The sequence below is a fragment of the Achromobacter sp. ACM05 genome, assembly GCF_019218915.1.
Lineage (GTDB): Bacteria > Pseudomonadota > Gammaproteobacteria > Burkholderiales > Burkholderiaceae_B > Achromobacter > Achromobacter animicus.
Genome location: NZ_JAHUWQ010000001.1, coordinates 1,980,714 through 2,005,192, shown reverse-complemented (window position 1 = coordinate 2,005,192; position 24,479 = coordinate 1,980,714). Strand labels below are relative to the sequence as shown.

Annotated in this window: 23 protein-coding genes; 12 read left to right on the top strand and 11 right to left on the bottom strand. The window is 65.7% G+C overall.

From position 1 onward, the window contains the following. Positions 1-34: 34 nt before the first annotated feature. From KW836_RS09065 to KW836_RS09050, 4 genes are all read right to left on the bottom strand, one after another. Positions 35-2,500: a TonB-dependent siderophore receptor gene (locus KW836_RS09065; protein WP_218343039.1), complete on the bottom strand. Its 2,466-nt coding sequence runs from the start codon at positions 2,498-2,500 to the stop codon at positions 35-37. Between the two features lie 163 nt (positions 2,501-2,663). Next, entirely contained in the window at positions 2,664-3,665 is a 1,002-nt protein-coding gene (locus KW836_RS09060) for a FecR domain-containing protein (RefSeq protein ID WP_218343038.1), read from the bottom strand. 11 nt (positions 3,666-3,676) lie between these two features. Further along, on the bottom strand, positions 3,677-4,186 hold the full coding sequence (locus tag KW836_RS09055; RefSeq protein WP_218343037.1) for a sigma-70 family RNA polymerase sigma factor: 510 nt from the start codon (positions 4,184-4,186) through the stop codon (positions 3,677-3,679). 125 nt (positions 4,187-4,311) lie between these two features. After that, positions 4,312-4,554 carry a hypothetical protein gene (locus tag KW836_RS09050; RefSeq protein WP_191576154.1) on the bottom strand — a complete coding sequence of 81 codons (243 nt, stop codon included), beginning with the start codon at positions 4,552-4,554 and terminating at the stop codon, positions 4,312-4,314. Between the two features lie 257 nt (positions 4,555-4,811). On the opposite strand from KW836_RS09050, the gene KW836_RS09045 reads away from it, so the two are divergent. After that, positions 4,812-6,917, top strand: a complete 2,106-nt coding sequence (locus tag KW836_RS09045; protein ID WP_218343036.1) for a PTS sugar transporter subunit IIC/EAL domain-containing protein — start codon at positions 4,812-4,814, stop codon at positions 6,915-6,917. On the opposite strand, the gene KW836_RS09040 is transcribed toward KW836_RS09045, so the two are convergent. Next, positions 6,910-7,812, bottom strand: a complete 903-nt coding sequence (locus KW836_RS09040; protein WP_370632992.1) for an SPFH domain-containing protein — start codon at positions 7,810-7,812, stop codon at positions 6,910-6,912. The two genes, KW836_RS09045 and KW836_RS09040, sit on opposite strands and share 8 nt — an antisense overlap. A gap of 244 nt (positions 7,813-8,056) precedes the next feature. Beyond that, the gene (locus KW836_RS09035) at positions 8,057-8,692 is read right to left on the bottom strand and encodes a DUF4375 domain-containing protein (RefSeq protein ID WP_218343035.1); all 636 of its coding nucleotides are present in this window, start codon (positions 8,690-8,692) and stop codon (positions 8,057-8,059) included. Positions 8,693-8,872: 180 nt separating this feature from the next. Between KW836_RS09035 and KW836_RS09030 the strand changes: the two genes are divergently transcribed. Continuing rightward, positions 8,873-9,937, top strand: coding sequence for a M4 family metallopeptidase (locus KW836_RS09030; RefSeq protein WP_175122760.1), 1,065 nt, complete (start codon positions 8,873-8,875; stop codon positions 9,935-9,937). Continuing rightward, positions 9,934-10,266 (top strand): protealysin inhibitor emfourin, encoded by a 333-nt coding sequence (locus tag KW836_RS09025; protein ID WP_175122759.1) that lies wholly within the window; start codon positions 9,934-9,936, stop codon positions 10,264-10,266. The genes KW836_RS09030 and KW836_RS09025 overlap by 4 nt, the downstream gene beginning before the upstream one ends. On the opposite strand, the gene KW836_RS09020 is transcribed toward KW836_RS09025, so the two are convergent. Continuing rightward, positions 10,187-11,458, bottom strand: a complete 1,272-nt coding sequence (locus KW836_RS09020) for an MFS transporter (RefSeq protein WP_218343034.1) — start codon at positions 11,456-11,458, stop codon at positions 10,187-10,189. The genes KW836_RS09025 and KW836_RS09020 overlap by 80 nt on opposite strands. A gap of 209 nt (positions 11,459-11,667) precedes the next feature. On the opposite strand from KW836_RS09020, the gene KW836_RS09015 reads away from it, so the two are divergent. Next, positions 11,668-12,474 (top strand): helix-turn-helix domain-containing protein, encoded by an 807-nt coding sequence (locus KW836_RS09015; RefSeq protein ID WP_175137669.1) that lies wholly within the window; start codon positions 11,668-11,670, stop codon positions 12,472-12,474. Positions 12,475-12,540: 66 nt separating this feature from the next. Here the strand turns inward: KW836_RS09015 and tam are convergent, their stop codons facing one another. Both tam and KW836_RS09005 read right to left on the bottom strand, forming a co-directional pair. After that, the gene (tam, locus tag KW836_RS09010; RefSeq protein WP_218343033.1) at positions 12,541-13,314 is read right to left on the bottom strand and encodes a trans-aconitate 2-methyltransferase; all 774 of its coding nucleotides are present in this window, start codon (positions 13,312-13,314) and stop codon (positions 12,541-12,543) included. A 260-nt stretch (positions 13,315-13,574) separates the two neighbouring features. Beyond that, positions 13,575-14,561, bottom strand: a complete 987-nt coding sequence (locus KW836_RS09005) for a TerC family protein (protein WP_175122755.1) — start codon at positions 14,559-14,561, stop codon at positions 13,575-13,577. 121 nt (positions 14,562-14,682) lie between these two features. Here KW836_RS09005 and KW836_RS09000 point away from each other — a divergent pair, with 121 nt between their 5' ends. The 3 genes from KW836_RS09000 to KW836_RS08990 all read left to right on the top strand — a co-directional run bounded on the left by KW836_RS09000 (position 14,683) and on the right by KW836_RS08990 (position 16,788). Beyond that, the gene (locus KW836_RS09000; protein WP_175184471.1) at positions 14,683-15,576 is read left to right on the top strand and encodes a LysR family transcriptional regulator; all 894 of its coding nucleotides are present in this window, start codon (positions 14,683-14,685) and stop codon (positions 15,574-15,576) included. Between the two features lie 86 nt (positions 15,577-15,662). Next, positions 15,663-16,061 carry a hypothetical protein gene (locus KW836_RS08995; protein WP_218343032.1) on the top strand — a complete coding sequence of 133 codons (399 nt, stop codon included), beginning with the start codon at positions 15,663-15,665 and terminating at the stop codon, positions 16,059-16,061. 52 nt (positions 16,062-16,113) lie between these two features. After that, on the top strand, positions 16,114-16,788 hold the full coding sequence (locus tag KW836_RS08990; protein WP_218343031.1) for a hypothetical protein: 675 nt from the start codon (positions 16,114-16,116) through the stop codon (positions 16,786-16,788). 73 nt (positions 16,789-16,861) lie between these two features. Here the strand turns inward: KW836_RS08990 and KW836_RS08985 are convergent, their stop codons facing one another. Continuing rightward, a complete protein-coding gene (locus KW836_RS08985; RefSeq protein ID WP_191576163.1) occupies positions 16,862-17,263 on the bottom strand; it encodes a hypothetical protein in 402 nt (133 codons plus the stop codon). A gap of 209 nt (positions 17,264-17,472) precedes the next feature. On the opposite strand from KW836_RS08985, the gene KW836_RS08980 reads away from it, so the two are divergent. Both KW836_RS08980 and KW836_RS08975 read left to right on the top strand, forming a co-directional pair. Then, complete coding sequence (locus KW836_RS08980) at positions 17,473-18,051, top strand: YdcF family protein (protein ID WP_218343030.1); 579 nt, start codon at positions 17,473-17,475, stop codon at positions 18,049-18,051. 40 nt (positions 18,052-18,091) lie between these two features. After that, the gene (locus KW836_RS08975) at positions 18,092-19,135 is read left to right on the top strand and encodes a histone deacetylase family protein (RefSeq protein WP_218343029.1); all 1,044 of its coding nucleotides are present in this window, start codon (positions 18,092-18,094) and stop codon (positions 19,133-19,135) included. 35 nt (positions 19,136-19,170) lie between these two features. Here the strand turns inward: KW836_RS08975 and KW836_RS08970 are convergent, their stop codons facing one another. Continuing rightward, on the bottom strand, positions 19,171-20,505 hold the full coding sequence (locus KW836_RS08970; protein WP_175122748.1) for an MFS transporter: 1,335 nt from the start codon (positions 20,503-20,505) through the stop codon (positions 19,171-19,173). Positions 20,506-20,726: 221 nt separating this feature from the next. Here KW836_RS08970 and cyoA point away from each other — a divergent pair, with 221 nt between their 5' ends. The 3 genes from cyoA (at position 20,727) to cyoC (ending at position 24,474) form a co-directional block, all read left to right on the top strand. After that, positions 20,727-21,770, top strand: a complete 1,044-nt coding sequence (gene cyoA, locus KW836_RS08965) for a ubiquinol oxidase subunit II (protein ID WP_105241679.1) — start codon at positions 20,727-20,729, stop codon at positions 21,768-21,770. Positions 21,771-21,833: 63 nt separating this feature from the next. Beyond that, positions 21,834-23,837 (top strand): cytochrome o ubiquinol oxidase subunit I, encoded by a 2,004-nt coding sequence (cyoB, locus tag KW836_RS08960; RefSeq protein WP_218343028.1) that lies wholly within the window; start codon positions 21,834-21,836, stop codon positions 23,835-23,837. Next, positions 23,830-24,474: a cytochrome o ubiquinol oxidase subunit III gene (gene cyoC / locus KW836_RS08955; protein WP_175137660.1), complete on the top strand. Its 645-nt coding sequence runs from the start codon at positions 23,830-23,832 to the stop codon at positions 24,472-24,474. The genes cyoB and cyoC overlap by 8 nt, the downstream gene beginning before the upstream one ends. The last annotated feature ends 5 nt before the right edge of the window (positions 24,475-24,479 follow it).

The following is a 24,479-nucleotide window of genomic DNA, read 5'->3' as shown; positions in this document are numbered from 1 at the left end:
CCCGGACGTTATACACGAGGCGCCGCGGACGTCCTTAGAGCTTGGGCGCGTAGCGCACGGTCAGCATCACATTGCGGGGCTCGCCGTAGTAGTTGTTGCTGGACAGCGTGTTGTACGACGGCACGTAGTATTTCTTGTCGAACACGTTGTTCACGTTCAGCCCGAAACTCAGCTCCGGCGTGGCCTGGTAACCCACGCGCGCGTTCCAGATCGTGAATCCCGCCAGCTTGAATTCGCGGTCCGAACTGATCGTCGACGTCTGCGTGTTCACGCCGGCGCCCACGCTCAGGCGGTTCCACGTGCCCGGCAGCTTGTAGTTGGCCCACAGGCGCAGCATGTGCTTGGGCGTCCAGGTGCTGAAGACCTTGCCCTGGTTGTCCGGGTCCTCCAGGAACTTGGTGGTGTTATAGGCGTAGCCGGCATACAGCTCCAGCCCCCTGACCACTTCGCCGGAGATCTCGGCCTCGATGCCCTGGCTGCGGACCTTGCCCGCCGCGCGCGAGCAATACCAGCCGTTGCAGGCAAACCCGGCGTCGTAATCGTTGACCGCACGGTTCTTGTGGTCGTAGCGGAACAACGCAAGCAAGGTATTGACCCGGCCGTCCGCCAGCTCGCCCTTCACGCCGACCTCGTAGTTATTGCCCTCGATCGGCTTGAGCAGGCTGCCCGACACCGTGCGCTGCGTCTGCGGCTCGAACACCGTGGTGTAGCTGCCGTAGACCGACCAGTTGTCGGTCAGCGAATACACGATGCCGGCGTACGGAATGAACTCGCCCGAGGTCGATGACGTCGTGGCTTCGCCCCCGCCGCTGTAGCGGTAGTCGAACCAGCCGACGCGGCCGCCGCCGATCAGCGCCAGCGATTGCGTGGGCTTGACGCGCCACGTGCCGTAGATGCCCTTCTGCCGGATGTCGTAGGCGCTGCGCGAATCGTAGCCGCTGGCGGCGACGATGGAATCGATGTCCTGCCACGGACGGTGATGGTCCAGATCGAAGATGTTGCCGCCGCTTTCCCAGGAGCGGGTGAACCGGTCATTCGTCGTGAGCTTGGAGTAGTTGGCGCCGATCACCACTTCCTGCGCCATGCCCCAGGCGTTGAAGTCACCGGCCACCGACATGTCCATGCCGCGCTGGCGGCTCGTGAAGTCCACGCCGAAATTGCCGTAGTCCAGGCCGCTGCCGTCGCGCTGCACGGCTCCGGCGACGCGCTGGTGCACGGTCGTGTTGTCTTCGTCCATCGCCACGCCGGCCAGCCGGAAGCGCCACGACGAGTTGAAGCGATGCGTGATGTCGGCGTTGAAGATGGTCTGATCGTTGGTGGCGCGGTTCCAGGTCGAGCCGGTGAACGTCGAGCGCGGCAGATCGATGCTGCCGCCATCTTCATAACGGGGATAGCCGACGAACATGGGCCGCGACTTGCTGTACCGATTGCTGACGCCCAGCCCCACCGTCGTGTTCTCGGTGATGTCGTAGTCCAACGCGGCGTACAGGTTGCGCGTCCTGTCCCACACGTAGTCGATGTACGAATGGCTGCGGTCCTCGTCCAGCACCACGCGCCCGCGCAGCGTGCCCGATTCATTGAGCGGACCGCCCGCATCCAGCGTCAGGCCGTAGTGATCCCACGATCCCACCTTGCCCGTCACGACCACCGAGGGCTCTGCGCCGCCGCGCTTGCGCACCAGGTTGATCGCACCGCCGGGACTGCCCGCGCCTTGCAAGAGGCCCGCCGCACCGCGCAGGATTTCCACGCGGTCATAGAACACCAGCGAATCCTGCTCCCAGTTGCCCAGGCTGTAGCTGTTGCGCAGCAGGGACACGCCGTCGTATTGCAGCAGGTCCACGGGAAAGCCGCGAGCATTGATCGCGACGCCGGCGCCGACCCCCTGCACGCCCACCATGCCGGCCGTGTTGTTGACGGCGTCCGGCAGGCTGGTCATGTCCTGGTCGTCCATCCGCTGCCGCGTCAGCACGGTGATGGACTGCGGAATGTCTTTGAGCGCCTGCGGCGTCCTGCCGATGGTGACCGCCGGCGACGTGTACGAACCCGTGCCGTCTGTCGTGGTGTTGTAGGTGCCCGTCACCGTCACGGGCGCCAGCGTCGTGGCCGCCTCGGCCGGCGCCTGCCGCAGACGATAGCCGCCCTCGGCGCGCGCCACCGCTTGCAGGCCCGTGCCGGCCAGCAGGCGCTCGAGCGCGGCGTCCACGGCGTACGTGCCCGTCAATCCCCGCGTCGAGGCCCCGGCCGTCAGGCCCGGATCGGACGCCACCATCACGCCCGCCTGCACGCCAAACGTGCCCAACGCCGCGCTCAGCGGCCCGGCCGGAATGCTGAACGCGATGGCGCGCGGCGCCTGCGCCTGGGCATGCACCGCCACCGGCGCCAGGACGGCAGCCGCCGCAAGGGGCGTGAAACGCCGCAGCGCGGCGCTCAGGGCCGTGCTGCGCAGGGGAAGTCGGACAAGCGTCGCGGCGCTTACGGCGCGGACAGGACGAGGTGACATGTAAGGGTTCCCAGGCTCATGAAAGGTCGGCGCAGCCGCGAGACACGGGCTGCTTTCCTGACATGAAGCGCGAGATCGGGATATCCGCCGTTGCTGTTACAAAAAAGCCGGCAATAAGGGAAACGCGGCTCACCGAGGGACGAGAATCACAAAGCCACGCGAGTCACACGTGGCTCACCGTCACCCAGTAACGTGTATAGCGGCGCACCTGCACCGGGAGGATTTCTTCAAGCATGGCCAGGACCTTGTCGGTGTCGGCCAGCGGGAACGCCCCCACCACGCGCAGCCCGGCAACCGCGTCCGAGCAATGCAGCAGGCCCGGGCGGTAGCGGCCCAGTTCGTTCAGGAAGGCCGATAAGGGCATTTCGTCCGCGATCAGCATGCCGTCCAACCAGGCGGACACGCCGGGCTCCAGCGTCCCCGGCGCAAAGCTGCCGCCCGCCGTGAACTCGGCCTGTTCGCCGGCCCGCACACGCCGCGGGCCGGCGTCCGTCGCCAGGCCGCGCACGTCCACCGCGCCTTCCAGCACCGCCACCCGCATGCGGCCTGCCTCCAAATCGCGCACCAGAAAGCGCGTGCCCACCGGCGTCACCACGCCGCCGCGCGTGCGCACGCTGAACGGCCGGCCGTTCGCATCGGGCGCGGTCGCGATCAGGATTTCGCCCTGCAGCAGCACCAGTTCGCGGTGGCTTGCGGTATAGCGCAGATCCACTGCGGTGCCGGCGTTCAGTTCCACCTGCGTGCCGTCGGGCAGCGTCACTGACCGGCGTTCGCCGGTGCCGGTGCGCAGGTCCGCCGACAAGCGGCGGATCGCGTCACGCTCGCCCACGGCCCACGCGCCCAGACCCACACCAACCGCCGCGAACATCAGGCGCAATGCGGTACGGCGGGATTGAATCAGCGGCGCCTGCCGCAAGGTGCGCGACGCCACCGACGGCCCCGCCTGCGCCACGCCCGCAGCCACGTCGCGCGTCAAGGCGCCCAACCGTTGCCAGGCCAGTTCGTGGGCGGGTTCCGCCCGCCGCCAGCGCTCGAAGCGATCGCGTTCGGCAGGGCTGGCGTCTTCACGCAGACGCGCCCACCAGTCCGCCGCCTGCCGGATCACTTTGGGATCGATGGCGCCGGCCTCGGGCGCGTGGGGCCGCAGCAGCTTGGCGTTGTCCATGAATTCTGGGGTCAGCCGTATACGGCCGTGTAGCAGTGCACCAACGCGCGCGCCAGCGACTTCTGCACGGCGTTGGGCGTCAGGCCCAGCTGCTGGCCGATCTCGGCATACGACAGGCCGTCGATCTGCGCCATCAGGAAGATCCGGCGGCTGGTCATCGGCAAGGCGTCGAGCAGTTCGCACACTTCCGCCAGCGCCTCCAGGATCAGCGCGCGGGCCTCGACCGAGGGTTCGACGGCCACGGGCTGCAGCGCCAGCGTCTCGGCGTAGGCCGCTTCCAGCGCGGCGCGGCGCGCCCGGCCGATCAGCAAACGGGTGGCGATGGTGCGCAGGTAGGCGCGCGGTTCATTGAGCGGTTCGCGGAGATTGGCGCGGATCAGGCGCTCGAACGTATCGTGCGCCAGGTCGGCCGCGTCCGACGCATTGCCCAGCTTGCGTTGCAACACGCCCCGCAGCCATTGGTGATGGGCCTGGTAAACGGACTGCACCTCTGCACGAGAGGCAAATGAGGAGGATGGCATGGCGGTGCGGCCCGGCGTCGCCGCCTGAGAGCAAGACGAGATGAAAATGATTCGCAATTATAGATGCGGTTTTCGTCTTTGCAAGGCGCTGCCGCACGCGCCCGCCGTATGGTGGCGTGACGCCGCTAGTAGTCCATCGGCACGTGGCTCTGTGCGGCGCGTATCTCTTGTATATGGCGTTCGGCTTCCTGGCGTTCGACGGCGGGCGGCAGCGCGCGCCAGCTCACCAGGTTGCCCGGCGTCTTCAAGGGCATCCAGCCCAACACGCTGTACAGCGAAATCGCGGTGCCGCCGGTATCGAGCCGCGTCTCGTAATAACCCTGACGATCCGGCACGGTGTCGCCGGGCGTCCAATCCAATTGAGGCATCCAGGTCTCCTCCTGGTGAAGCTTATGTGCAAGGACGCGCGGTCCTTGCAAGGCGGATTCCACTGATCGTATAGCGTCCGGACCGGCTTGTCCCCTATCAAAAAGACTGAATTTCCAATTATTGACAGAGGGGAATCCCTAGGCCGCCGGCACGTTTTTGCATTGCTAAAGCCCGAACACAGGCGCTAGCATGCGGCAACGGATTTTTACCCCCGGCGGACATGCATCGCCCGGGCCCCTCGCGCCACAAGACGGCCATGCCGAAATCGATCTTTCCGCAGTACCCAAGAGATCGGCTGGCCGCCCTGGCAAGCGCCAACTCCCTGCGCGCCATCCGCGAAGGCCTGCTGTGGGCCATGCCCTGCCTGCTGGTCTCTGCCTTGTTCCTGGTGCTGTCCGTTTGCGCACGCCTGTTCGGCCTGCCCGACAGCATTGCCGATCTGCTGGCGGGTCTGCACCGCGCGCTGTCGGGCGTCATCCCGCTGCTGGCCGGCACCGCCATCGGCTACATGCTGTCGATCCGCCACCGGCTTCCGCACCTGCCCACCGCGCTGCTGTGCCTGTGCTTTGTCGCCATCGCCGAAAACTTGCTTGCTCCCTACCCCCGCGCAGCCGCCACGCTCACCTTGTTCATCGCCATCGTCACGCCGATCGCGGCCGTGCCGGCGATGGCCTGGCTGCACCGGCGCCGCTGGACCCAACTGGCGCCGGACGGACTGATCGGCGAAAACGTCCGCGACTCATTGAACATGATCGTGCCGGGATTGCTGACGGCGGGTCTGGTGATGGCGGCGCTGTCGGCGGCGTTGAGCATCCCCGCCGTGGCACAGGTCGACATTCCGCTGAGCCTTGCGTCGCTGGACAGCCCCTACACGTCCGGCGCGCTGGTCGGGGCGCTCAATTCCCTGTTCTGGTTCTTCGGCATCCACGGCGCGCAGGCCATGGCGCCCATCATGGACGTGCTGGACCAGGCGACCCGGCTCAACGCCACCAGCGTGGCCGCGGGGTATGAAGGCGTCTATGCGCTGAACGGCACGCTGCTGGGCGCGTTCGTCTTCATTGGCGGCTCCGGCGCAACCTTGTCGCTGGTGGTGGCGATCCTGCTGTTTTCGCGCAGCGATTCGCTGCGGGTGCTGGCGGTGGCCAGCATTCCGGTGTCGCTGCTGAACATCAACGAGATCCTGCTGTTCGGCCTGCCGCTCATCCTGAATCCCCGTCTGCTGCTGCCCTTCGTGTTGACGCCCGTAGTCAACGTGCTGGTTGCCGTGGCGGTCGTGCAGCTGGGCTGGCTGGCCCCCGCCACCGTGGCGCTGCCGCTGACATCGCCCGTGCTGTTCAACGCCTACCTGGGCGCGGGCGAAAGCCTGGCGGGAATCGCGCTGCAATGCGCGCTGGTCGCGCTGGGCGCCTGCATCTACGTGCCCTTTCTGCTCGCGCTGGAGCGGCAGCGCCAGGCCGATGCCACGGTGTATTTCAAGTCGCTGGACACCACCTTTCCGCAGTTGCAGGAAGAATCCCTGCTGTATGCCCATGACCCGGTCGCGTCCACCTACGCCACGCGCGCGCGCCGCCAGGCCGAGGTCGCGCGCATCCGCGCCATCAGCGAATACGACTTCTATCTGGAGTTCCAGCCGCAGGTATCGATGCGCACGGGCCTATGCACCGGCTGCGAGGCCCTGCTGCGCGCCACCGGCCCCGAAGGCACGCAACAGGCGCCGCTGGAATTCCTGCGCTGGCTGGCGCGCGCGGACCTGATGCGCGAAGTCGATCTCTGGGTGGCGCGGCAGGCGGTGCTGCAATGCCTGGCGTGGCGGGCGCAGGGCTTCACGATGCCCATGACCATCAACGTCACAAGCGGCACGTTGACGGCGCCGGCCTTTCTGGACCGGTTGATCAAGGTGCTGGCGCAGGCGCAGGGCCAGGTCTCGGTCGAGCTCACGGAAGATGCGCTGGTCGAAGACGCCGACGCGCTGCACACGGCTTTCGACCGCCTGCATGGCATCGGCGCACGCGTCTATATCGACGACTTCGGCACGGGGTATTCGGCGCTGAGCTACCTGCACCAGTTTCAGATCGACGCGGTCAAGATCGACCGCAGCTTCGTGATGGCGCAGAGCCACGACCGGGGCGCGCTGGTGATGAGCGGCCTGCTGCGATTCTGCGAGGCGCTGAACCTGCAGATCATCGTCGAGGGCGTGGAAACGGAGGGGCAGTTGTCCGCGCTGGCGTCCAGCGCGGAGATCGTCGTGCAGGGCTGGTACTACAGCAAGGCGGTGTCCGGCGAACACATCGTGGACTTTGCGCGCCGGCGGCGGGAGCTCTCCGCCCTGCCGGCGCATCCTGCCAGCGCGGCCGCTACTTGATGCCGATGAAGGGCAGCGCGGCGCCCGGCACCTGCGTGGACGGCAGCACGCCATCCCACTTTTCAACGGCGTTCAGGCTCACCAGATTGGTGTTGGCGGCCAGCGCCTCGGCCTTGGCGCGGATCGACGCCGCTTCGGCCTCGCCGCGCATGCGGATGCCGTCGGCTTCCGCGGTGAACTGCTGACGGCGCGCATCGGCTTCGGCCTTGGCCTTCACCACCTGGATCTCGGCGGTGATCATCGCCGTTTCCTTCTGCTGGCGGGTCGTCTCGATCTGCACCTGCGCCAGCATGCGCTGTTCGATCGAATGCTCGTAGGCCTGCGAAAAGCCCACCTCTTCGATCTGCACGCCCACCACCTGGACCGGCGCGCCTTCCATCGTCTTGAGCACGGCGTTGTTCACGTCCAGGCCAAGCTTCTGGCGTTCCTGGATGGCGCGCACGGCGGTGTACTGGCCAAACACGTTCTTCACCGCGTCCGGCGTCTTGCGCTCCAGCACGCGCATCTGCAGATTGGCGATGGTGCCGTATTCGGAGTAGAGCTCGGCCACGTGCTCGGACGGCACGCGGTACGTGACCGACACGCGCAGCGTCGCGGGCTGCTGGTCGTAGCTGTAGGCCTCGAGCTTTTCAAACACGAAGGTGTGGTCGCGCACGGACACCGTCATCACGTTGTCGATGAACGGCGTCTTGAAATCCAGTCCGGGTTCGGCCACGCGCACGAGCTTGCCGTTGCGCAGCACCACGCCGCGTTCGCCCTGATCGACCTGGAACCACGATCCGAAGGCGATGAACAGGATCAGCAGGAAGATGAGTGCGGTTCCAATGGCGAATTTCACGTTGCGCGGCTTGACCGCGCCGATCGTCTTGACCATCTGGATATCTGTCGGCTTCATCTTCACTTCCAATCCCTGTCTGTTCTTTTGCGTTTACGGTCCGAGAGCACCGCCGCGATGCCGCGCGCGAGCAGATAGGCGACTACCGCCGCCCCCACCAAGATAAGGAAATACCGCATCGAGCGTCCCCCCCGGGAAAGAAGGACGGGATTCTATCCCGCAGCGGCCGACCCGCCGCAGGCGTGTATCGACGTAATGTGGCGATACGTTTCTGAACGTTTCTGCTGCAGTGATTCTGACGGTTTCAGGCGCCGTACCAGCGCAAACCCAGCCGCGCTATCGAGTCCGGGTAATCCCAGAATGCGTGATCCAGCGACTCCATTTCTTCCTGCTCCTGCTCGGTCATCGCGCCGTAGATGTCGTTGAGCTGCACCACCTCGGGCGAGGCCTCGAAACGGTCGATCAGTCCGCGCATGCGCGACAGCACATCCAGCATGTGCACCGCGCCGATCTTGCGCAGCGCCTGCAACGCCAATTGGCAGGTCTGGTCGCCCCAATTGCACAGAAACTGCATGAAGCCGCCATTGTTGATGTCGGCCTCCATGCGCCACAAGGCCACCAGTTCCTGATCGGTTTCCGACAGCCGGTCGAGCTTCCATTGCGCGGCTTGCAGCGTCGCCATGGCTTGCTCGTAGCGCAGATCCCACAGCAGATCGTGCACGTTCAGCATTCCTTCCGGCACAGGTGCGGCCAGCGCGGGCCACACGACGCCATGCCCATCGTCCACCAGTTGCCAATGCGTGCGCGCCTCGGGTGTCGCCTCGTGCAGGCGGATGTGCCGGCGGATCGGCTCCTTGATCTCGCGGCCGTCGGCAAGCGTCAACAGCACGTGCGTATCGGTGAGCGACAAGGAGGCGATGCGGTAGTCAGGCGTGGCCATGCAAGGGTCCGGAAAAACGGGAAAGCGCAAGACGCTACCGGATCGGCGCAGCGCTGTCGAGGCGCGTGCGTTGCCGCTGCGCATCGCGCCGCATCCTGTTACGGCGCGCTGTTCACCCATCTGCTACGTTAACCAGGCATACGCCGGGGTGTCCTCCGGCGCCTTTGCCGGAGACCGACCATGCCCCGCCCTTCCGAGTCCGCTCCTCTGATCGGAGTGGTCCCGCCGTACATGCTGGACCGGCTTGCGCAGCATACCGATGCGCGCGTCAGCATGCCCGCCGTCAAGACGATGATCATCGATCAGCAGCAACGCAGCCTGCGCGAGATGGCCGAGCAGCCGCCGCGCGCAACGCTGGCGCCGGCACGCCAGGTGGCGCCGGCCGGCACGCCCGACCGCGCCGTGCATGACGCGGGCAACAGCACCACGCTGCCCGGCAAACTGGTGCGGGCCGAAGGCGCGCGGCCCAGCGGCGACGCCGCGGTCGACGAGGCCTACGCGCACCTGGGTTCGACCTACAAGCTGTTCTGGAACGTGTACAAGCGCCATTCCATCGACGCGCACGGCCTGCCGCTGATCGGCACGGTGCATTACGGCGAAGACTACGAAAACGCCTTCTGGAACGGCGCGCAGATGGTGTTCGGCGATGGCGACGGCGAAATCTTCAACCGCTTCACCATCGCCGTCGACATCATCGGCCACGAACTCACGCACGGCGTCATCGACACCGAAGCGGCCCTGCTCTATCAGGGCCAGTCGGGTGCACTGAACGAATCGCTGTGCGACGTGTTCGGTGCGCTGGTCAAACAATATTCGCTGGGGCAAACCGCCCGCCAGGCGGACTGGCTGGTGGGCCAGGGCCTCTTCACGGAAAAGGTGCGGGCGCGCGCGCTGCGCTCCATGGCCGAGCCGGGCACCGCGTACGACGATCCGGTGCTGGGCAAGGACCCGCAGCCCGCGCACATGCGCGACTACGTCGACACGCCGCGCGACAACGGCGGCGTGCACATCAATTCGGGCATTCCGAACCGCGCGTTCTATCTGGCCGCCACGGCGTTGAATGGCAATGCGTGGCAAGGCGCGGGCCAGGTCTGGTACGACACGCTGTGCGACAAGCGCCTGCGCCACGACGCCGGCTTCAAGGACTTTGCGGGCCTGACGATCCAGATCGCCGGCGAGAAGCACGATGCGGCCGTGCGCCGCGCCATCGACGACGCCTGGAAGGCCGTGGGAGTGCTGCCATGATCGAACTGCCCTCGCTGGATCTCGCCCAACTGGTGCGCCTGACGCGCGAGGGCGGTCTTGCCTACCTGCCCGGCCTGGCGCAGCCGCGCCACATCGACATGACTGCCTGCCCGCCCGGCGTGCGGCAGGAAGTGTGCGAGGCGCTGCTGCATGCCGCGCCCAAGGCCGTGTCCTGCGGGCCGGATGCGCGCGGCGATCAGCGCTATTTTCACGTTGAAGTGGAGTTCGAAGGCGCGGACGCGCCACGGATCACTTTTGACGTGCCCGAGGCGGATGCGCCGCCGACGCTGGTGCAGTTGTGGAAGCGCCAGGCCGGCCAATCTGGATAGCGCGCCCGGCGTACAGCCCGGCCAGCGCCATCAGCGCGCACAACGTCGCACACACACCCAGCGCAACGGCCCAGCCGCCCAGCGCGTCGTGCACACTGCCCACCAGGGTCGGGCCCGTCGCGGCGAACAAGTACCCCACGCATTGCGCCATGCCAGACAGGGCCGCCGCCTGTTGCGCGTGGCTGGCGCGCAGCCCGACAAACGCCAGGCCCAGGATGATGCCCGCGCCGGTGCCCAATCCCAGAAACGCGATCCACACCACGCCCCATGCGGGCGCCGCGATCAGGCCCGTGAACGCCACGAACGATGCGCCCGCCGCGCAGAACGCCGCCGCACGCTGGTCCTTCAAGCGGCGCAGCAACGGCGCCAGAAAGAGCGCGGGCGCTGCCGACGCCAGCTGCATGAAGCCGTGCAGCGAGCCTGCGCGCTCGGCCGAAAAGCCCGCGTCGTGCAGGATGGCGGGCAGCCAGCTCACCGCGACATAAAACACGAACGAATTGATGCCCAGGTACGCCGTGACCTGCCAGGCCAGCGGCGAGCGCCACAACCGCACCCCGTGCGGCGCGTGCGCGGTGGTCGCGGCGGGCGGCGTATGGTTGGCAAGCTGCGGCAGCCACAACAACAGGCTGAGCAGCGGCAGCGCCAGCATGCACAGCGTGGAGAACCGCCAGCCGCCCAGTTGAAAGTTGGACATCGGCAATTCGGCCAGGGGAATCGCGACGGCCGAGGCCAGCCCGGCTGCAAGGCCCATCGTCAGCACGTAGGCCGACGTCAGGCCCGCCAGGCGCTGCGGGAAATCGCGCTTGAGCAGACCGGGCAGCAGCACGTTGCCCAGCGCGATGCCCGCGCCGATGATGGCCGTGCCCGCGTAGAGTCCTACGGCATCGCCCAGCACGCGGATCCCGATTCCGCCGGCGATGAGCAGCAGCGCCGCGAACAGCGTGCGTTCCAGTCCGAAGCGGCGCGCCAGCCCCGCGGCAAACAGCGACACCACGGCGAAGGCCAGCAGCGGCAGCGTGATGAGCATCCCCGCCGCCGCCGACGACAGATTCAACTCGGCGCGGATCAGGCCGATAAGCGGCGGCACGCCGGTGAACGGCGCGCGTAGGGCCATGGCGATGAACAGGATGCCCAAGATCAGCAGCGCGGGGCGGCTGGGTATGGGGTGGCTGGATGAGGCGTGGCTGGACATAGGTTGGCCGGGTGCGGGGTGGCCGGGTGCGGGGTGGCTTGGCATCGGGTGGCGGGAGGCTTGCATGGAGTCAGCTTGGAAATTCTTCAGGCATGGAGGCCCTATTCGATCCCGCCAGCTTACGCATCGGCCGCTTTACCGAATTTCGAGATAATGACAAACTCTCTCGCAATCCGGCCAAAACGCGCCCTTCTGCCCGGCCGACGCCCATGCGCACGCCCGATACGCCCACTGCTCCGTTCGATCCCGACAGCCCCACGCAATGGGCCTTCGCCATGCCCGTGCATGCGGCCGAGCGGGACAACGAATCGCCCACACATCAGCATCACATGGGCCAGCTCGTCCTGGCGCTTCGCGGCGGGGTCACGTGCTCGGTGGCGCAGGGCCTGTGGATGGTGCCGCCGCAGTGCGCGGTCTGGATTCCCGGCGGCCAACCCCACAGCAATCGTGTCACCGCCAATGGGCGCATGTGCTTCCTGTTCGTGCCGGCCGACACGCCGCGTTTGCCCACGGCCTGCTGCACGCTGTCGATCACCCCGCTGGTGCGCGAGCTGGTCGTGCACCTGGCCAACCTGACGCCCGCCGAGGCCGCGGCCGACGCCAACCGCAAGCTGGCCGACGTGCTGCTGGACCAGCTGTCGCACATGCCCACCGAGCAGCTCCACCTTCCCATCTCCGACCACCCGCGTCTGCGCGAAATCGCCGGCGCGCTGAACGCGGACCCCGCCGACCGCAGCACCGTCGCACAATGGGGCAAGCGCGTCGCCATGAGCGAACGCACGCTGGCGCGGCTGGTGCAGCAGGAGGTCGGCATGAGTTTCGGCCGCTGGCGCCAGCAACTGCACATCATCCTGGCTTTGCAGCGGCTGTCGGCGGGCGTGTCGGTGCAACGCACGGCGGACGACCTGGGGTACGAATCGGTCAGCGCCTTCATCACGATGTTCAAGAAGACGCTGGGCAAAACGCCCGCGCGTTACTTTGCGGACAAGACCGACGGGCAGACGGCCGTGCAATGATGCCCGTCCAAGGGCTTGGCCTCGCCCAAAGAACCGGGTATCGGTGTGGCCGCGGGATTGCCCGCCCTACGCCTGCTTCGCGCTCGCCACGATGAACAGCCGCGGAAACGGCAACAGCACGGTGCCGTCCGCCAGCGCGGGATAGGCCGCTTCGATCAGCGACTGATAGCGCGCCAGAAAGCTGGCCTGCTCATCGGCATCCAGCTTGTCCAGATACGGCCGCAGGGCCGTACCCTTGAACCATTCCACCACCGCCGCAGCGCCCGCCAGCGGATGGTGATACGTCGTGCGCCACACATCCAGCGTGCCGCAATGCGGCTTGAGCAATTCGTAGTACCAGGCCGCGCTGTGCCGCGGCGGATGCTTCACGCCGCCCGTCTTGGCGGCCCAGGGCGCCTCACCGGCCACCTGCCGGGCAAGACGGTGCGCGGGCTCTTCCAGGTTGTCCGGCGTCTGCACCGCCAGGCTGCCGCCGGGCGCCAGCTTGGCCACCAGCGCCGGATACAGCGTGGCGTGGTCGGGCACCCACTGCAGCGCGGCGTTGGCCAGGATCACGTCGTACGCCTGCGGCGGATTCCAGCTGGCGATGTCGGCCAGTTCGAACGACAGCGCAGGCATGCGTTTGCGCGCGGCGTCAATCATGTCCTGCGAACTGTCCATGCCTGAAATCTCCGCGTCCGGATAGCGGCTGGCCAGCACCTCGGTGGAATTGCCCGGCCCGCAGCCCAGGTCCACGGCGCGCTTGACGACCAGATTGGGCAGCGCCGCCACCAGATCCCGCACCGGACGCGTGCGTTCGTTTTCAAAAGCGGAATACTGCTTGGCGGACCAGGTGTTCATGATCGTTCCTTGTTTGGCGGCCGGATGGTGAGACCCGGTGGTGCGACCCGGTGGTGCGACTCGGTGGTGCGACTCGGTGGTGCGACTCGGTGGTGCGTGTCGGAAATAGCGGTTTGTCAGCCGCCGACTCTACGCCTGGCCCTTTCCAATGACAAATCCACAAAACACCCGCCTGCCATATCGGGCGCATATGGCTTGCCACAAAAAAACCCGCCCGCCGAGCGCTGCCGGCGGGCGGGTTCGTGGGGCGGTAAGCCGGATTACTGAGGCTTCAGCTCATCCGTGCGGGTTTTCCACAGCGAGAACAGCACGCCGCCAAGGATCAGGCTGAAGGTCACGCCCAGCGAAATCGCGGGAGGCACCTTGCCGATGAAGCCGACCAGGAAGATCTTCGTGCCAATGAACACCAGGACCAGGGCCAACGCGTACTTCAGGTAATGGAAGCGGTGGATCATCGCCGCCAGGGCAAAGTACAACGCACGCAGGCCCAGGATCGCGAAGATGTTGCTGGTGTACACGATGAACGGGTCGGTCGTGATGGCGAAGATTGCGGGCACCGAGTCCACGGCAAACACCAGGTCGACGAACTCGATCAGCACCAGGGCCAGCAACAGCGGCGTCGCGTAACGCACCTTCTTGGACGTCGCCGGATCGGTTTCGGTCACCATGAACGCGTTGCCGCGCAAGCCGTCCGTGACACGCATGTGACGCTTCAGGAACTTCAGGATCGGGTTGGTCGCGATGTCAGGCGTCTGGTCCGCGATCATCCACATCTTGATGCCCGTGAACACCAGGAACGCGCCGAACAGATACAGCAGCCAGCCGAAGTTGCTGACCAGCGCGGCGCCCAGGCCGATCATCGTGGCGCGCAGCACGATCACGCCCAGGATGCCCCAGAACAGCACACGGTGCTGGTACTGGCGCGGGATCGCAAAGAAGCTGAAGATCAGCGCGATCACGAACACGTTGTCCATGGACAACGATTTCTCGATCATGAAGCCCGTGTAATAGGCCATGCCGCTTTCGGCGCCCATGTTCCACCAGACCCAGCCACCGAACAGCACGGCGGCGGTGATGTAGCCGGCGGAAAGCAGCAGGCTTTCACGCACGCCGATCTCGCGGTCTTCCTTGTGCAGCACGCCCAGGTCAAAGGCCAGCAGGCTGACGACGATGCTGATGAAGAGCAGCCAGCTCCAGGTTGGCGTGCCGAGAAAATCGGCATTGAAGAAGGTGATCAAAGTGTCCATGATTGCCCCGCTAGATTCGAAGGTGCCCATGATCCGGATCCGCCGGGGATGGAGAAATCAGCCTGAAAGTGAGTTAAGGTTCGAAAAAACCGAAGTGATCCGACTGACTGAGCCAACACCCATGCTGAACTACCGCCACCTGTACTACTTCTGGATGGTCGCCAAGGAGGGCGGGTTTTCCCGCGCCGCCGAGCGCCTGGACATGGCCATCCAGACCATCAGCGCGCAGGTCCGCGAATTGGAAAAGAACCTGGGCCATCAGCTGCTCAAGCCGGCCGGCCGCGGCGTGACGCTGACCGACGCCGGCGAAGCCGCCTTTGCCCGCGCTGAAGAAATCTTCCAGATCGGGCAGGTGCTGCCGCAGGAAGTGCGTGCCGCCGCCACCAAGCCCGTCGTGCGCCTGTCCGTGGGCCTGTCGGATGGCATTTCCAAGCTGGCGGCACACGCCTTGCTGGGGCCCGTGCTGCACACGCCGGATCTGCATCTGACCTGTCATGAAGGTGAAGTCGAGGAACTGTTGGGCGAGCTGGCGCGGCATCACCTGGACCTCGTGCTGGCCGGCCAAGGCGCCCCCGCCAATCCCAACCTGCGGCTGACCAGCGACCGCCTCGTGTCGTCGCCGGTGGACTGGTACGGCCCGGCCAAGCTGGTGCGCAAGCCGGACACGCTGGATTTTCCGGGCTGTCTGGAGCGCCTGCCCGTGCTGCTGCCCACCGGCCATTCGGTGCTGCGCCAGACGCTGGATCGCTGGTTTGCCGAACAGGGCGTCTACCCGAACGTCGTGGGCGAGTTCGAGGACAGCGCCCTCATGTCGGTGTTCGCGGCGCGGGGCCTGGGCGTCTTTCCGCTCAGCCGGCTGGGCGGGGACGACGTTGCGCTGCTGCGCGGCCTGCGGCCACTGGCGCGCTGCGACGACGTGCACGAGGAAATCCACGCCATCCGCAACCGCCGCGGCCAGCATCATCCGCTCGTCCGCCAGATCCTCGAGCAGGCGAAAACTTCGGTTTTATCTTAATGTTTGTCACATCCACTCTGGTTTTTCAGAAATAGAATCCCCGGTATCGTGGCCGTTCTTTTTGAGTCATCGGAGTACCTGAACAAATGAAGAAAATCATCTGGCTCGTTTTTGCCGTCCTGGCGGCGCTCTGGACCGGGCTGGTGGCGCTGACCCTGCAACTGACCGACTGGGTGCTGGCCACCATCGCCACGGCGCAGGTGCCGGGCACCGCGATCGACACCTCGCAGTGGGTGGCGCCGGCCTGGGCGGCGCCGTGGGTTGACCCGGCATGGCTGGCATCGCTGCAAGGGGGCCTGGTCTGGGCCGCGCAAGGCCTGAACCAGGTCCTGCCTTTTGCCGGCAGCCTGGGTACGCTGATCACCGTGCTGGGCTGGCTCTGCTGGGGCTTCATCATGGCGGGACTGCTGGTGCTTGCGCTGATCCTGCACTGGCTGGCCGGCAAGCGCGAGCAGCAGACGGCCCCGGGCCGTCAAGTGGTGTAAAAAGGGGCAGGCAACGCGCCGCCCGGCACGCTGCCCTCAACCGGAGCGTGCCGTGCCCTCTCGATCTACCCGCCGTCTGATCCTGCCGTTTGCGGCGCTGCTGGCCAGCGCCGCCGCGACGTCCGGGCAGGCGGCGCCTTCGCAAACCGCACCAACGCAGGCCGCACCACCGCAGGCCGCAACAACGCAGGCCGCCTCCCCCCACGGCATCGACGTGTGCACGGTGACGGGGACCTCGGGGCAATACAGCGTGCGGGTGCGCAACACCACGGACAAGACGCTTTCGCACGCGGACGTCGTGGGCGTGCATCTGAACGCCGCCGGCCAGGGCGGCAACACCGTTACCGTCAACCTGCAGGACGTACCGCCCGGCAAGTACAAGACCGCCGTCCTGGCGCGCCACGGCGAATCGGCGGCGCTGGTCAGCATCGCCACCTACCAGACCGTCAACGGCGTCGACACGCCGCAGCAGGAACTCTACGCAGGCAAAGTCGCGCACGTGGCGCCCGGCTCGGCATTGCAGTACACCCTGGCGCCGCTGGCGCTGCGCGGCTGGACCGTCGCCTACGGCACGGCGCAGAGTCCCAAGCTGGAACCCGGCAGCGCCGTGCTCCTCATCTATCCCGCCCGCACCGGAAAGAAGCGTGACGTCACGCGGCCCGATGCCGGGCGCGCGCCTGCGGACGTGGTGCCGCTACTTTCCTGCGCCACGCCTCGCACACATTGATCGCGTTCATTTGCTGACGCCGGACCGCGTTGCTACGGCGAGATTGCCGTCCCACGACCCCTACGCTTTCCTATCACGTGCCGCTCAGCAGGTCGCGCTCGTTCAGCAGCGCATAGACGATCTCGGGCCGGCTGTCGAAACCGCGACGGATCGCGGCTGGCAGCGACGCCCGCGTCTTGCGGCACAGACCCGGCAGTTCTTCAAGCTGGATCGAAATGCCGCGCGAGGTCCGCACCTCGTTTTCGCTGGGCGTGATGTGGATGACGATGCCAAGCTGCGCCTGAATGCGCCCCTGCATCGCACGCAGGTCGTCCAGGCTGGTGATGTTTTCCAGCCGCGCCACTAGGCGCTTCTCTTCCTCGCGCGTCAGCCGCAGGACCCGCATGTCCGTCGTTGGATTGGCCAGCAACTGCTCCCGGTCGCACACACAGGCGCCGGGAGGACATTCTTGGCGGATGGGAAACGGCAGGTTCATGGGGACGGTGCACCAGCCACAACGGCGCGGGACGATATCTTCCCGATTCTAACCAGGATGACCACCCGCCGACGCGCACTGCGCGTTTACCCGCAAGCGCGGGGCGGCCCGCCCCTCCGCCCCCCTACCAGTAATCGTTCAGACATGAGATTGCCCCGAACGCCTTTTGCCGTAAGCTCCTGCCCTTGCCCTGAATCCTGGCTCCCCCCATGACCGTTCCGACCTACCGATTTGCGGCCCGTACCTTGATGGCGTTGGCGGCGCTCGTGCTGCTGGCCGCGGCGGCGCTGGCCGCGACCGCCTTGCTGACCAGCGCGCGCCACGCCGACGTGGCCGTCGTGCTGGGCAACAAAGTTGAACCCGGCGGCCAGCCTTCGCCGCGCCTGGCCGCGCGGCTGGACCGCGCCTACGACTGCTACGCCGCATCAACCTGCCGCGTCCTGTTCGTCAGTGGCGGCGTGGATCCGGCCGGCACGGACGAGGCCGCCGCCATGCGCGATTACCTGCTGGCGCGCGGCGTGCCCGCCGACCGCATCGTCGTGGACAGGGCCGGCGTCGACACCTGGGCCACGGCCCGCCACGCCAGCGCCTACATGCGCCAGCACGGCTACACGAGCGCGATGGCCGTGACGCAGTATTTCCATGTGCCGCGCACGATGCTCGCGCTCAAGCGCCAGGGCGTCGCGGACGTAAGCGGCGCATACCCTGCATTTTTCGAATTACGCGACGTCTATTCCGTTTTGCGCGAGCTGCCCGCCGTGGCGCTGTATATTTTCCGGCCACTGTAGCGGCGCATCCGCCTGCCCTACCCTTCCAGGACTTTCCATCGTGCTGATCTTCCACAATCCCGTTCACGACAAACACAGCGGCCGCCAGGAGATGTTCCGCGGCAAGCTGGTTCCCTGCCACGAAACGCCGGCCAGGCTGGAATACGTGCTGGACGCGCTGCGCCAGCGCGGCATCGGTGAATTGCGCGTGCCGTCCGCGCCCGACATGGATCTGATCAAGCGCGTGCACACGCCGCGCTACGTGGACTTTCTGGCAAGCGCCTGGAACGAATGGGTTGCGCTGGATCCGGCCAACGCGGATCTGGACGTGCTGCCGTCGATCTGGCCCGTGCGCGGATTTCGGCACGACGTCGAACCCACCAATTTCGCGGCGCGCGTCGGGCTGTTCTCGTTCGACAGCGGCTGTCCGCTGACGGCGGGCACGTGGGAAGCGGCGACTGCGGGCGCGGCCTGCGCGATCGACGCCGCGCGCGCCATTTCCCAAGGCCAGGGCCAGCGCGCCGCCATGGCGCTAACGCGCCCGCCGGGCCATCATGCTGGCGCGGACTTCTTTGGCGGTTACTGCTTTTTGAACAATGCGGCGCTGGCGGCCCAGGCGCTGCGCGATGCCGGCGCGCAGCGCGTTGCCGTGCTGGACGTGGACTATCACCACGGCAACGGCACGCAAAGCATCTTCTACGACCGCGGCGACGTGCTGACCGTGTCGGTCCATGGCGATCCGACTACCGAGTATCCGTTTTACCTGGGATACGCGGACGAGCGCGGCGACGGCGCGGGCCAGGGCTGCAACTTGAACCTGCCGCTACCCGCCGGCAGCGACTTTGCCGCATGGACGGCGGCCTTGCAGCAAGGCCTGGACGCGGTGCGCACGTTCAAGGCCGATGCGCTGGTCGTTGCGCTGGGCGTGGATACCTACGAAGGCGATCCGATATCCAAGTTCAAATTGAAGAGCGCCGATTATCTGCAGGTCGGCCGCATGCTGGCCGACCTTGGCCTGCCTACGGTGTTCACGATGGAGGGCGGCTATGCGGTCGCCGACGTGGGCATCAACGTCGCGAACGTGCTTGAGGGGTTTGTGGGCTGAACGTCAGACCGGGGCAGCAACCCACTGCCCCGGATTCAATCGCGCGTTTCAAGCACCTTGTTGATGCGCAGCGCAATCAACGTGCACGCCACGCCAGACAACAGGTACACGCTGACCGCCACCAGCCCGAATCGCGCCGACAGCCCCAGCGCCACCACCGGTGCGAACGCCGCGCCGACCAGCCACGCCATATCGGACGTCAAGGCCGCACCGGTATAACGGAACCGCCGCGTGAAGTTGGCAGTGACCGTACCGGATGCCTGCCCATAAGACAGACCCAGCAGCGCAAACCCGATCAGGATGAACGCATCCTGCGCCTTCGGCCCGCCGCCCAGCAGCCAGGGCGACACCACCGCAAACACGCCGATCAGCATGGCCAGCAGTCCCAACGTGGTGCGGCGTCCGATGCGATCAGCCAGCCACCCGGAAGCGATCGTACCCAGGATGCCGATCACCGCGCCGATGATCTGAACGATCAGCACATCCGAAATCTGTTGCGTGCCGCTGACAGCGATCCACGACAGCGGAAAAACCGTGACGAGGTGAAACAGCGCATAGCTGGCCAGCGCGGCGAAGGCGCCGATGAAGAGGTTGTAGCCTTGCTGGCTGATGATCTCGCGGATGCCGATGGGCTCGAGTTCACCTTCTTCGAGCAACTGCGTGTATTCCTCGGTCACCACCAGCCGCAGCCGCGCAAACAGCGCCACCACGTTGATGGCGAACGCCACGAAGAACGGATAGCGCCAGCCCCATTCAATGAAGTCCGCCTCCGTCAGCGTGATGTGCAGATAGAGAAACAGCGCGCTGGCCACCAGAAATCCCACAGGCGCGCCCAGCTGACCCATCATCGAATACCAGCCGCGCCGGTTGGGCGGCGCGTTCAGCGCCAGCAGCGACGGCAGGCCGTCCCACGAGCCGCCAAACGCCAGGCCCTGGAGACAGCGGAAGACCGCGAGCAAGGTGATGGCATGCACGCCGATCGATTCATAGCTGGGCAAAAACGCCATGCCGACGGTCGCGGTGCCCAGCACGAACAAGGCGACGGTCAGCTTGGTTGCGCGGCCCCATCGGCGCTGGATCGCCATCGACAGCGCGGTGCCGATGGGACGCATGATGAAGGCGAAGGAGAAGATGATGAAGGCTGACAGCGTGCCTTCCAGCTGGCCTTCGAAGGGAAAGAACACCTTCGGAAAAACCAGCACGCACGCGATGCCGAAGACGAAGAAATCGAAGTATTCAGAGGCGCGTCCGACGACCACCCCCACGGCGATTTCACCGGGCGCCACCTTGGCGTGGCTGGTGCCGCCGCTGATCGCCCCGGGTCCGGAACCGGGAGAGGGATGACCAGGATACTGCGTGGTGGTCGACATGGGTTCGCTCGCAAAAGAAGGTTCTGAATACGCCTTGTCTACGATCTTGCAACACACCAGCACCACGGTACGCGCATCATGCAGGAAGCCGCAAGCGTTTTGGCCCATGACTGCCCCGCACGCGTTCCCGTGCATACTTTTGCTCTTTTTACCCTAGATTTTTCGCGGCTTCCAGCGTAGTGTTTCGTTTACTTCGCACGGTTACGTTTCGGGGTATGACCATGTCGTCCTTCGCAAGGCTCCGCGGATTGATCCTGTTTGCCGCCCTGCCGCTGCTCGCCGGGTGCAATGCGGTCCTGCTGTCGCCATCGGGCGACGTGGCCGTGCAACAACGCAACTTGATCATCATCTCCACCGGCTTGATGCTCATCATCATCGTGCCGGTCATCATCCTCACGCTGCTGTTCGCATGGCGCTATCGCGCCAGCAACAAGGAAGCCGCCTACGACCCCGACTGGAACCACTCCACGATGCTGGAGCTTTTGATCTGGGCGGCCCCGCTGCTCATCATCATCGCGCTTGGCGCGCTCACGTGGGTCAGCACGCACCAGCTTGATCCCTATCGGCCGCTGGCGCGCCTGTCCGAAGGCCGCGAAGTGCCGCCCAACACCAAGCCGCTGGTCGTCGAAGTGGTGGCGCTGGACTGGAAGTGGCTGTTCCTCTATCCCGAGCAAGGCGTGGCCGCCGTCAACGAGATGGCCGCGCCGGTGGACCGTCCCATTCAGTTCAAAATCACGTCGTCGTCGGTCATGAACTCGTTCTTCGTGCCCGCGCTGGCCGGTCAGATCTACGCCATGCCCGGCATGCAGACCACGCTGCACGCCGTCATCAACCATCCCGGTGAATACGAAGGCCTGTCCGCCAACTACAGCGGCTCGGGCTTTTCGGGCATGCGCTTCCGCTTCCATGGCCTGGACCAGAAGGGCTTTGACGACTGGGTCGCGCAGGCCCAGAAATCGCAGGCCACGCTGGACCGCGCCGCTTACCTGAAGCTTGAACAACCCAGCGAGCGCAACCCGGTGCAGCTTTACGCCACCGTTGCGCCCGGCCTTTTCGACGCCATCGTGAACCGCTGCGTCGAACCCAACCGCATGTGCATGCGCGATGCGATGGCCATCGACGCGCAGGGCGGCGCCGGCATACCGGGCGCGCACAACCTCACCACCCTGGACCCGCAAGTGCGCGAGAAGCTGGGCCTTACGGAAACGCCGCCGCGCAAGTATGTCGGCGCCATGTGCACGGCCTCTGAAGGATTGGTGCTCTAGCGCGGCAGGTTTTTCGGCACGCGACGTGCTCCATGTAAACGCGGTTTTTTTGCTGGAATCGAGATGCCTGATCAACCTGACCTCACCAAGCTGATCTTCGGCCGGCTTACCTGGGACGCCATTCCTTTTCACGACCCCATCCTGCTGGGCACCTTCTTCGTGGTGGCGGCCGGCGGCATCGTGCTGCTGGGCTCCGTCACTTACTACAAGCAGTGGGGCTACCTGTGGCGCGAATGGTTCACCAGCATCGACCACAAGAAGATCGGGATCATGTACGTGATCCTGGGCATCGTCATGCTGCTGCGCGGCTTTGCCGACGCCATCATGATGCGTTCGCAGCAAGCCGTGGCCTTCGGCGACTCCACCGGCTTCCTGCCCCCGCACCACTACGATCAGATCTTCACGGCGCACGGCGTCATCATGATCTTCTTCGTGGCCATGCCGCTGGTCACGGGGCTGATGAATTTCATCGTGCCGCTGCAGATCGGCGCGCGCGACGTGGCGTTTCCGTTCCTGAACAACTTCAGCTTCTGGATGACCGCGGGCGGCGTGATCCTGGTGATGATGTCGCTGTTCGTGGGGGAATTCGCCCGCACCGGCTGGCTGGCGTATCCACCCTTATCAGGCATCCTGCACAGTCCGGACGTCGGGGTCGATTACTACATATGGGCCTTGCAGATAGCGGGCGTGGGAACACTGCTATCGGGGGTGAACCTGCTGGTCACCATCGTGAAGATGCGCGCGCCCGGCATGAAGATGATGCGCATGCCCATCTTCACGTGGACCGCGCTGTGCACCAACGTGCTGATCGTGGCGGCGTTCCCGGTGCTGACGGCGGTGCTGGCGCTGCTGTCGATGGACCGCTACGTGGGCACCAACTTCTTCACGGCGGACTTTGGCGGCAACGCCATGATGTACGTGAACCTGATCTGGATCTGGGGCCACCCCGAGGTCTACATCCTGATCCTGCCGGCCTTCGGCATCTTTTCCGAAGTGGTGTCCACGTACTGCCGCAAACGCCTGTTCGGTTATGCGTCCATGGTGTACGCCACGGTCGTGATCACCGTGTTGTCGTACCTGGTGTGGCTGCACCACTTCTTCACCATGGGGTCCGGGGCCAGCGTGAACTCGTTCTTCGGGATCACGACAATGATCATCTCGATCCCGACAGGCGCCAAGATCTTCAACTGGCTATTCACGATGTATCGCGGGCGCATCCGCTTTGAAGTCCCGATGCTCTGGACGCTGGGATTCATGGTGACGTTCGTGATCGGCGGCATGACGGGCGTGCTGCTGGCGGTTCCGCCCGCCGACTTCGCGCTGCACAACAGCCTGTTCCTGATCGCGCACTTTCACAACGTGATCATCGGCGGCGTGCTGTTCGGGCTGATGGCCGGCATCACGTACTGGTTCCCCAAGGCATTCGGCTACAAGCTGGATCCGTTCTGGGGCAAGTGCTCGTTCTGGTTCTGGCTGGTGGGCTTCTACGTGGCCTTCATGCCGCTGTACGTGCTGGGCCTGATGGGCGTGACGCGCCGCGTGAATCACTTTGAAGACATGTCGCTGCAGATCTGGTTCCAGATCGCGGCCTTCGGCGCGCTGCTGATCGCATGCGGCATCGCCAGCTTCATCATCCAGCTCGTGGTCAGCTACCGCCGCCGCGATCAGTTGCGCGACACCACGGGCGATCCGTGGGATGGCCGCACGCTGGAATGGTCTACCTCGTCGCCCCCGCCCGTGTATAACTTTGCGTTCACGCCGCGCGTGCACGACCTGGACGCCTGGTGGCAGATGAAGCAGCACGGCTACCAGCGTCCGCAACAGGGCTTCATTCCGATCCACATGCCGAAGAACACCTGGGCGGGCATCGTCCTGGCGGGGATCAGCGTGGTGCTGGGCTTTGCGCTGATCTGGCACATGTGGCCGCTGGTGGTGCTGTCGTTCGCAGCGCTGATCCTCGTGTCGATCATCCATACCTTCAACTACAAGCGCGACTACTACGTGCCGGCCGCTGAGGTCGTCGCCACGGAAGACGCCCGCACAAGGCTGCTAGCGCAACATGTCTGATACCCTCGCCCACCCCATGCCCGGCGGCGCCGCACCGTCGTCCCAGGAACCGGTCTTTTACGTTCCTGGCGAACACCATCCCAAGAACGGCACGCTGCTTGGGTTCTGGGTCTACCTGATGAGCGACTGCCTCATCTTTGCGTGCCTGTTCGCGGTCTACGGCGTGCTGGGCCGAAGCTTCGCGGCCGGCCCATCCGGCGCCGACCTGTTCGACCTGCCGCTCGTCGCGGTGAACACGTCGCTGCTGCTCCTGTCGTCCATCACCTACGGGTTCGCGATGCTGGAGATGCGGCGCAACCGCATCGGCGCCACGCAGTTGTGGCTTGCCGTCACCGGCATCCTGGGCCTGGGCTTTCTGTCGCTGGAAATCTACGAGTTCTGGCACCTGATCCACCAGGGCGCGGGTCCCCAGCGCAGCGCCTTCCTGTCGGCGTTCTTCACGCTAGTCGGCACGCACGGGCTGCACGTCACGTTCGGCATCGTGTGGCTGGTGACGTTGATGCTGCAGGTGCGCCTGCATGGGCTGATCCCCGAAAACCGCCGCCGCCTGATGTGCCTGTCGATGTTCTGGCACTTCCTGGACCTGATCTGGGTGGGCGTGTTCACGTTCGTGTATCTGATGGGAGTGCTGCCATGACGTCG

Coding starts and splice junctions, on each gene's coding strand:
- KW836_RS09065 (WP_218343039.1), bottom strand. CDS start 2,500: ATGTCACCTCGTCCTGTCCGCGCCGTAAGCGCCGCGACGCTTGTCCGA.
- KW836_RS09060 (WP_218343038.1), bottom strand. CDS start 3,665: ATGGACAACGCCAAGCTGCTGCGGCCCCACGCGCCCGAGGCCGGCGCC.
- KW836_RS09055 (WP_218343037.1), bottom strand. CDS start 4,186: ATGCCATCCTCCTCATTTGCCTCTCGTGCAGAGGTGCAGTCCGTTTAC.
- KW836_RS09050 (WP_191576154.1), bottom strand. CDS start 4,554: ATGCCTCAATTGGATTGGACGCCCGGCGACACCGTGCCGGATCGTCAG.
- KW836_RS09045 (WP_218343036.1), top strand. CDS start 4,812: ATGCCGAAATCGATCTTTCCGCAGTACCCAAGAGATCGGCTGGCCGCC.
- KW836_RS09040 (WP_370632992.1), bottom strand. CDS start 7,812: ATGAAGCCGACAGATATCCAGATGGTCAAGACGATCGGCGCGGTCAAG.
- KW836_RS09035 (WP_218343035.1), bottom strand. CDS start 8,692: ATGGCCACGCCTGACTACCGCATCGCCTCCTTGTCGCTCACCGATACG.
- KW836_RS09030 (WP_175122760.1), top strand. CDS start 8,873: ATGCCCCGCCCTTCCGAGTCCGCTCCTCTGATCGGAGTGGTCCCGCCG.
- KW836_RS09025 (WP_175122759.1), top strand. CDS start 9,934: ATGATCGAACTGCCCTCGCTGGATCTCGCCCAACTGGTGCGCCTGACG.
- KW836_RS09020 (WP_218343034.1), bottom strand. CDS start 11,458: ATGTCCAGCCACGCCTCATCCAGCCACCCCATACCCAGCCGCCCCGCG.
- KW836_RS09015 (WP_175137669.1), top strand. CDS start 11,668: ATGCGCACGCCCGATACGCCCACTGCTCCGTTCGATCCCGACAGCCCC.
- tam (WP_218343033.1), bottom strand. CDS start 13,314: ATGAACACCTGGTCCGCCAAGCAGTATTCCGCTTTTGAAAACGAACGC.
- KW836_RS09005 (WP_175122755.1), bottom strand. CDS start 14,561: ATGGACACTTTGATCACCTTCTTCAATGCCGATTTTCTCGGCACGCCA.
- KW836_RS09000 (WP_175184471.1), top strand. CDS start 14,683: ATGCTGAACTACCGCCACCTGTACTACTTCTGGATGGTCGCCAAGGAG.
- KW836_RS08995 (WP_218343032.1), top strand. CDS start 15,663: ATGAAGAAAATCATCTGGCTCGTTTTTGCCGTCCTGGCGGCGCTCTGG.
- KW836_RS08985 (WP_191576163.1), bottom strand. CDS start 17,263: ATGAACCTGCCGTTTCCCATCCGCCAAGAATGTCCTCCCGGCGCCTGT.
- KW836_RS08980 (WP_218343030.1), top strand. CDS start 17,473: ATGACCGTTCCGACCTACCGATTTGCGGCCCGTACCTTGATGGCGTTG.
- KW836_RS08970 (WP_175122748.1), bottom strand. CDS start 20,505: ATGTCGACCACCACGCAGTATCCTGGTCATCCCTCTCCCGGTTCCGGA.
- cyoA (WP_105241679.1), top strand. CDS start 20,727: ATGTCGTCCTTCGCAAGGCTCCGCGGATTGATCCTGTTTGCCGCCCTG.
- cyoB (WP_218343028.1), top strand. CDS start 21,834: ATGCCTGATCAACCTGACCTCACCAAGCTGATCTTCGGCCGGCTTACC.
- cyoC (WP_175137660.1), top strand. CDS start 23,830: ATGTCTGATACCCTCGCCCACCCCATGCCCGGCGGCGCCGCACCGTCG.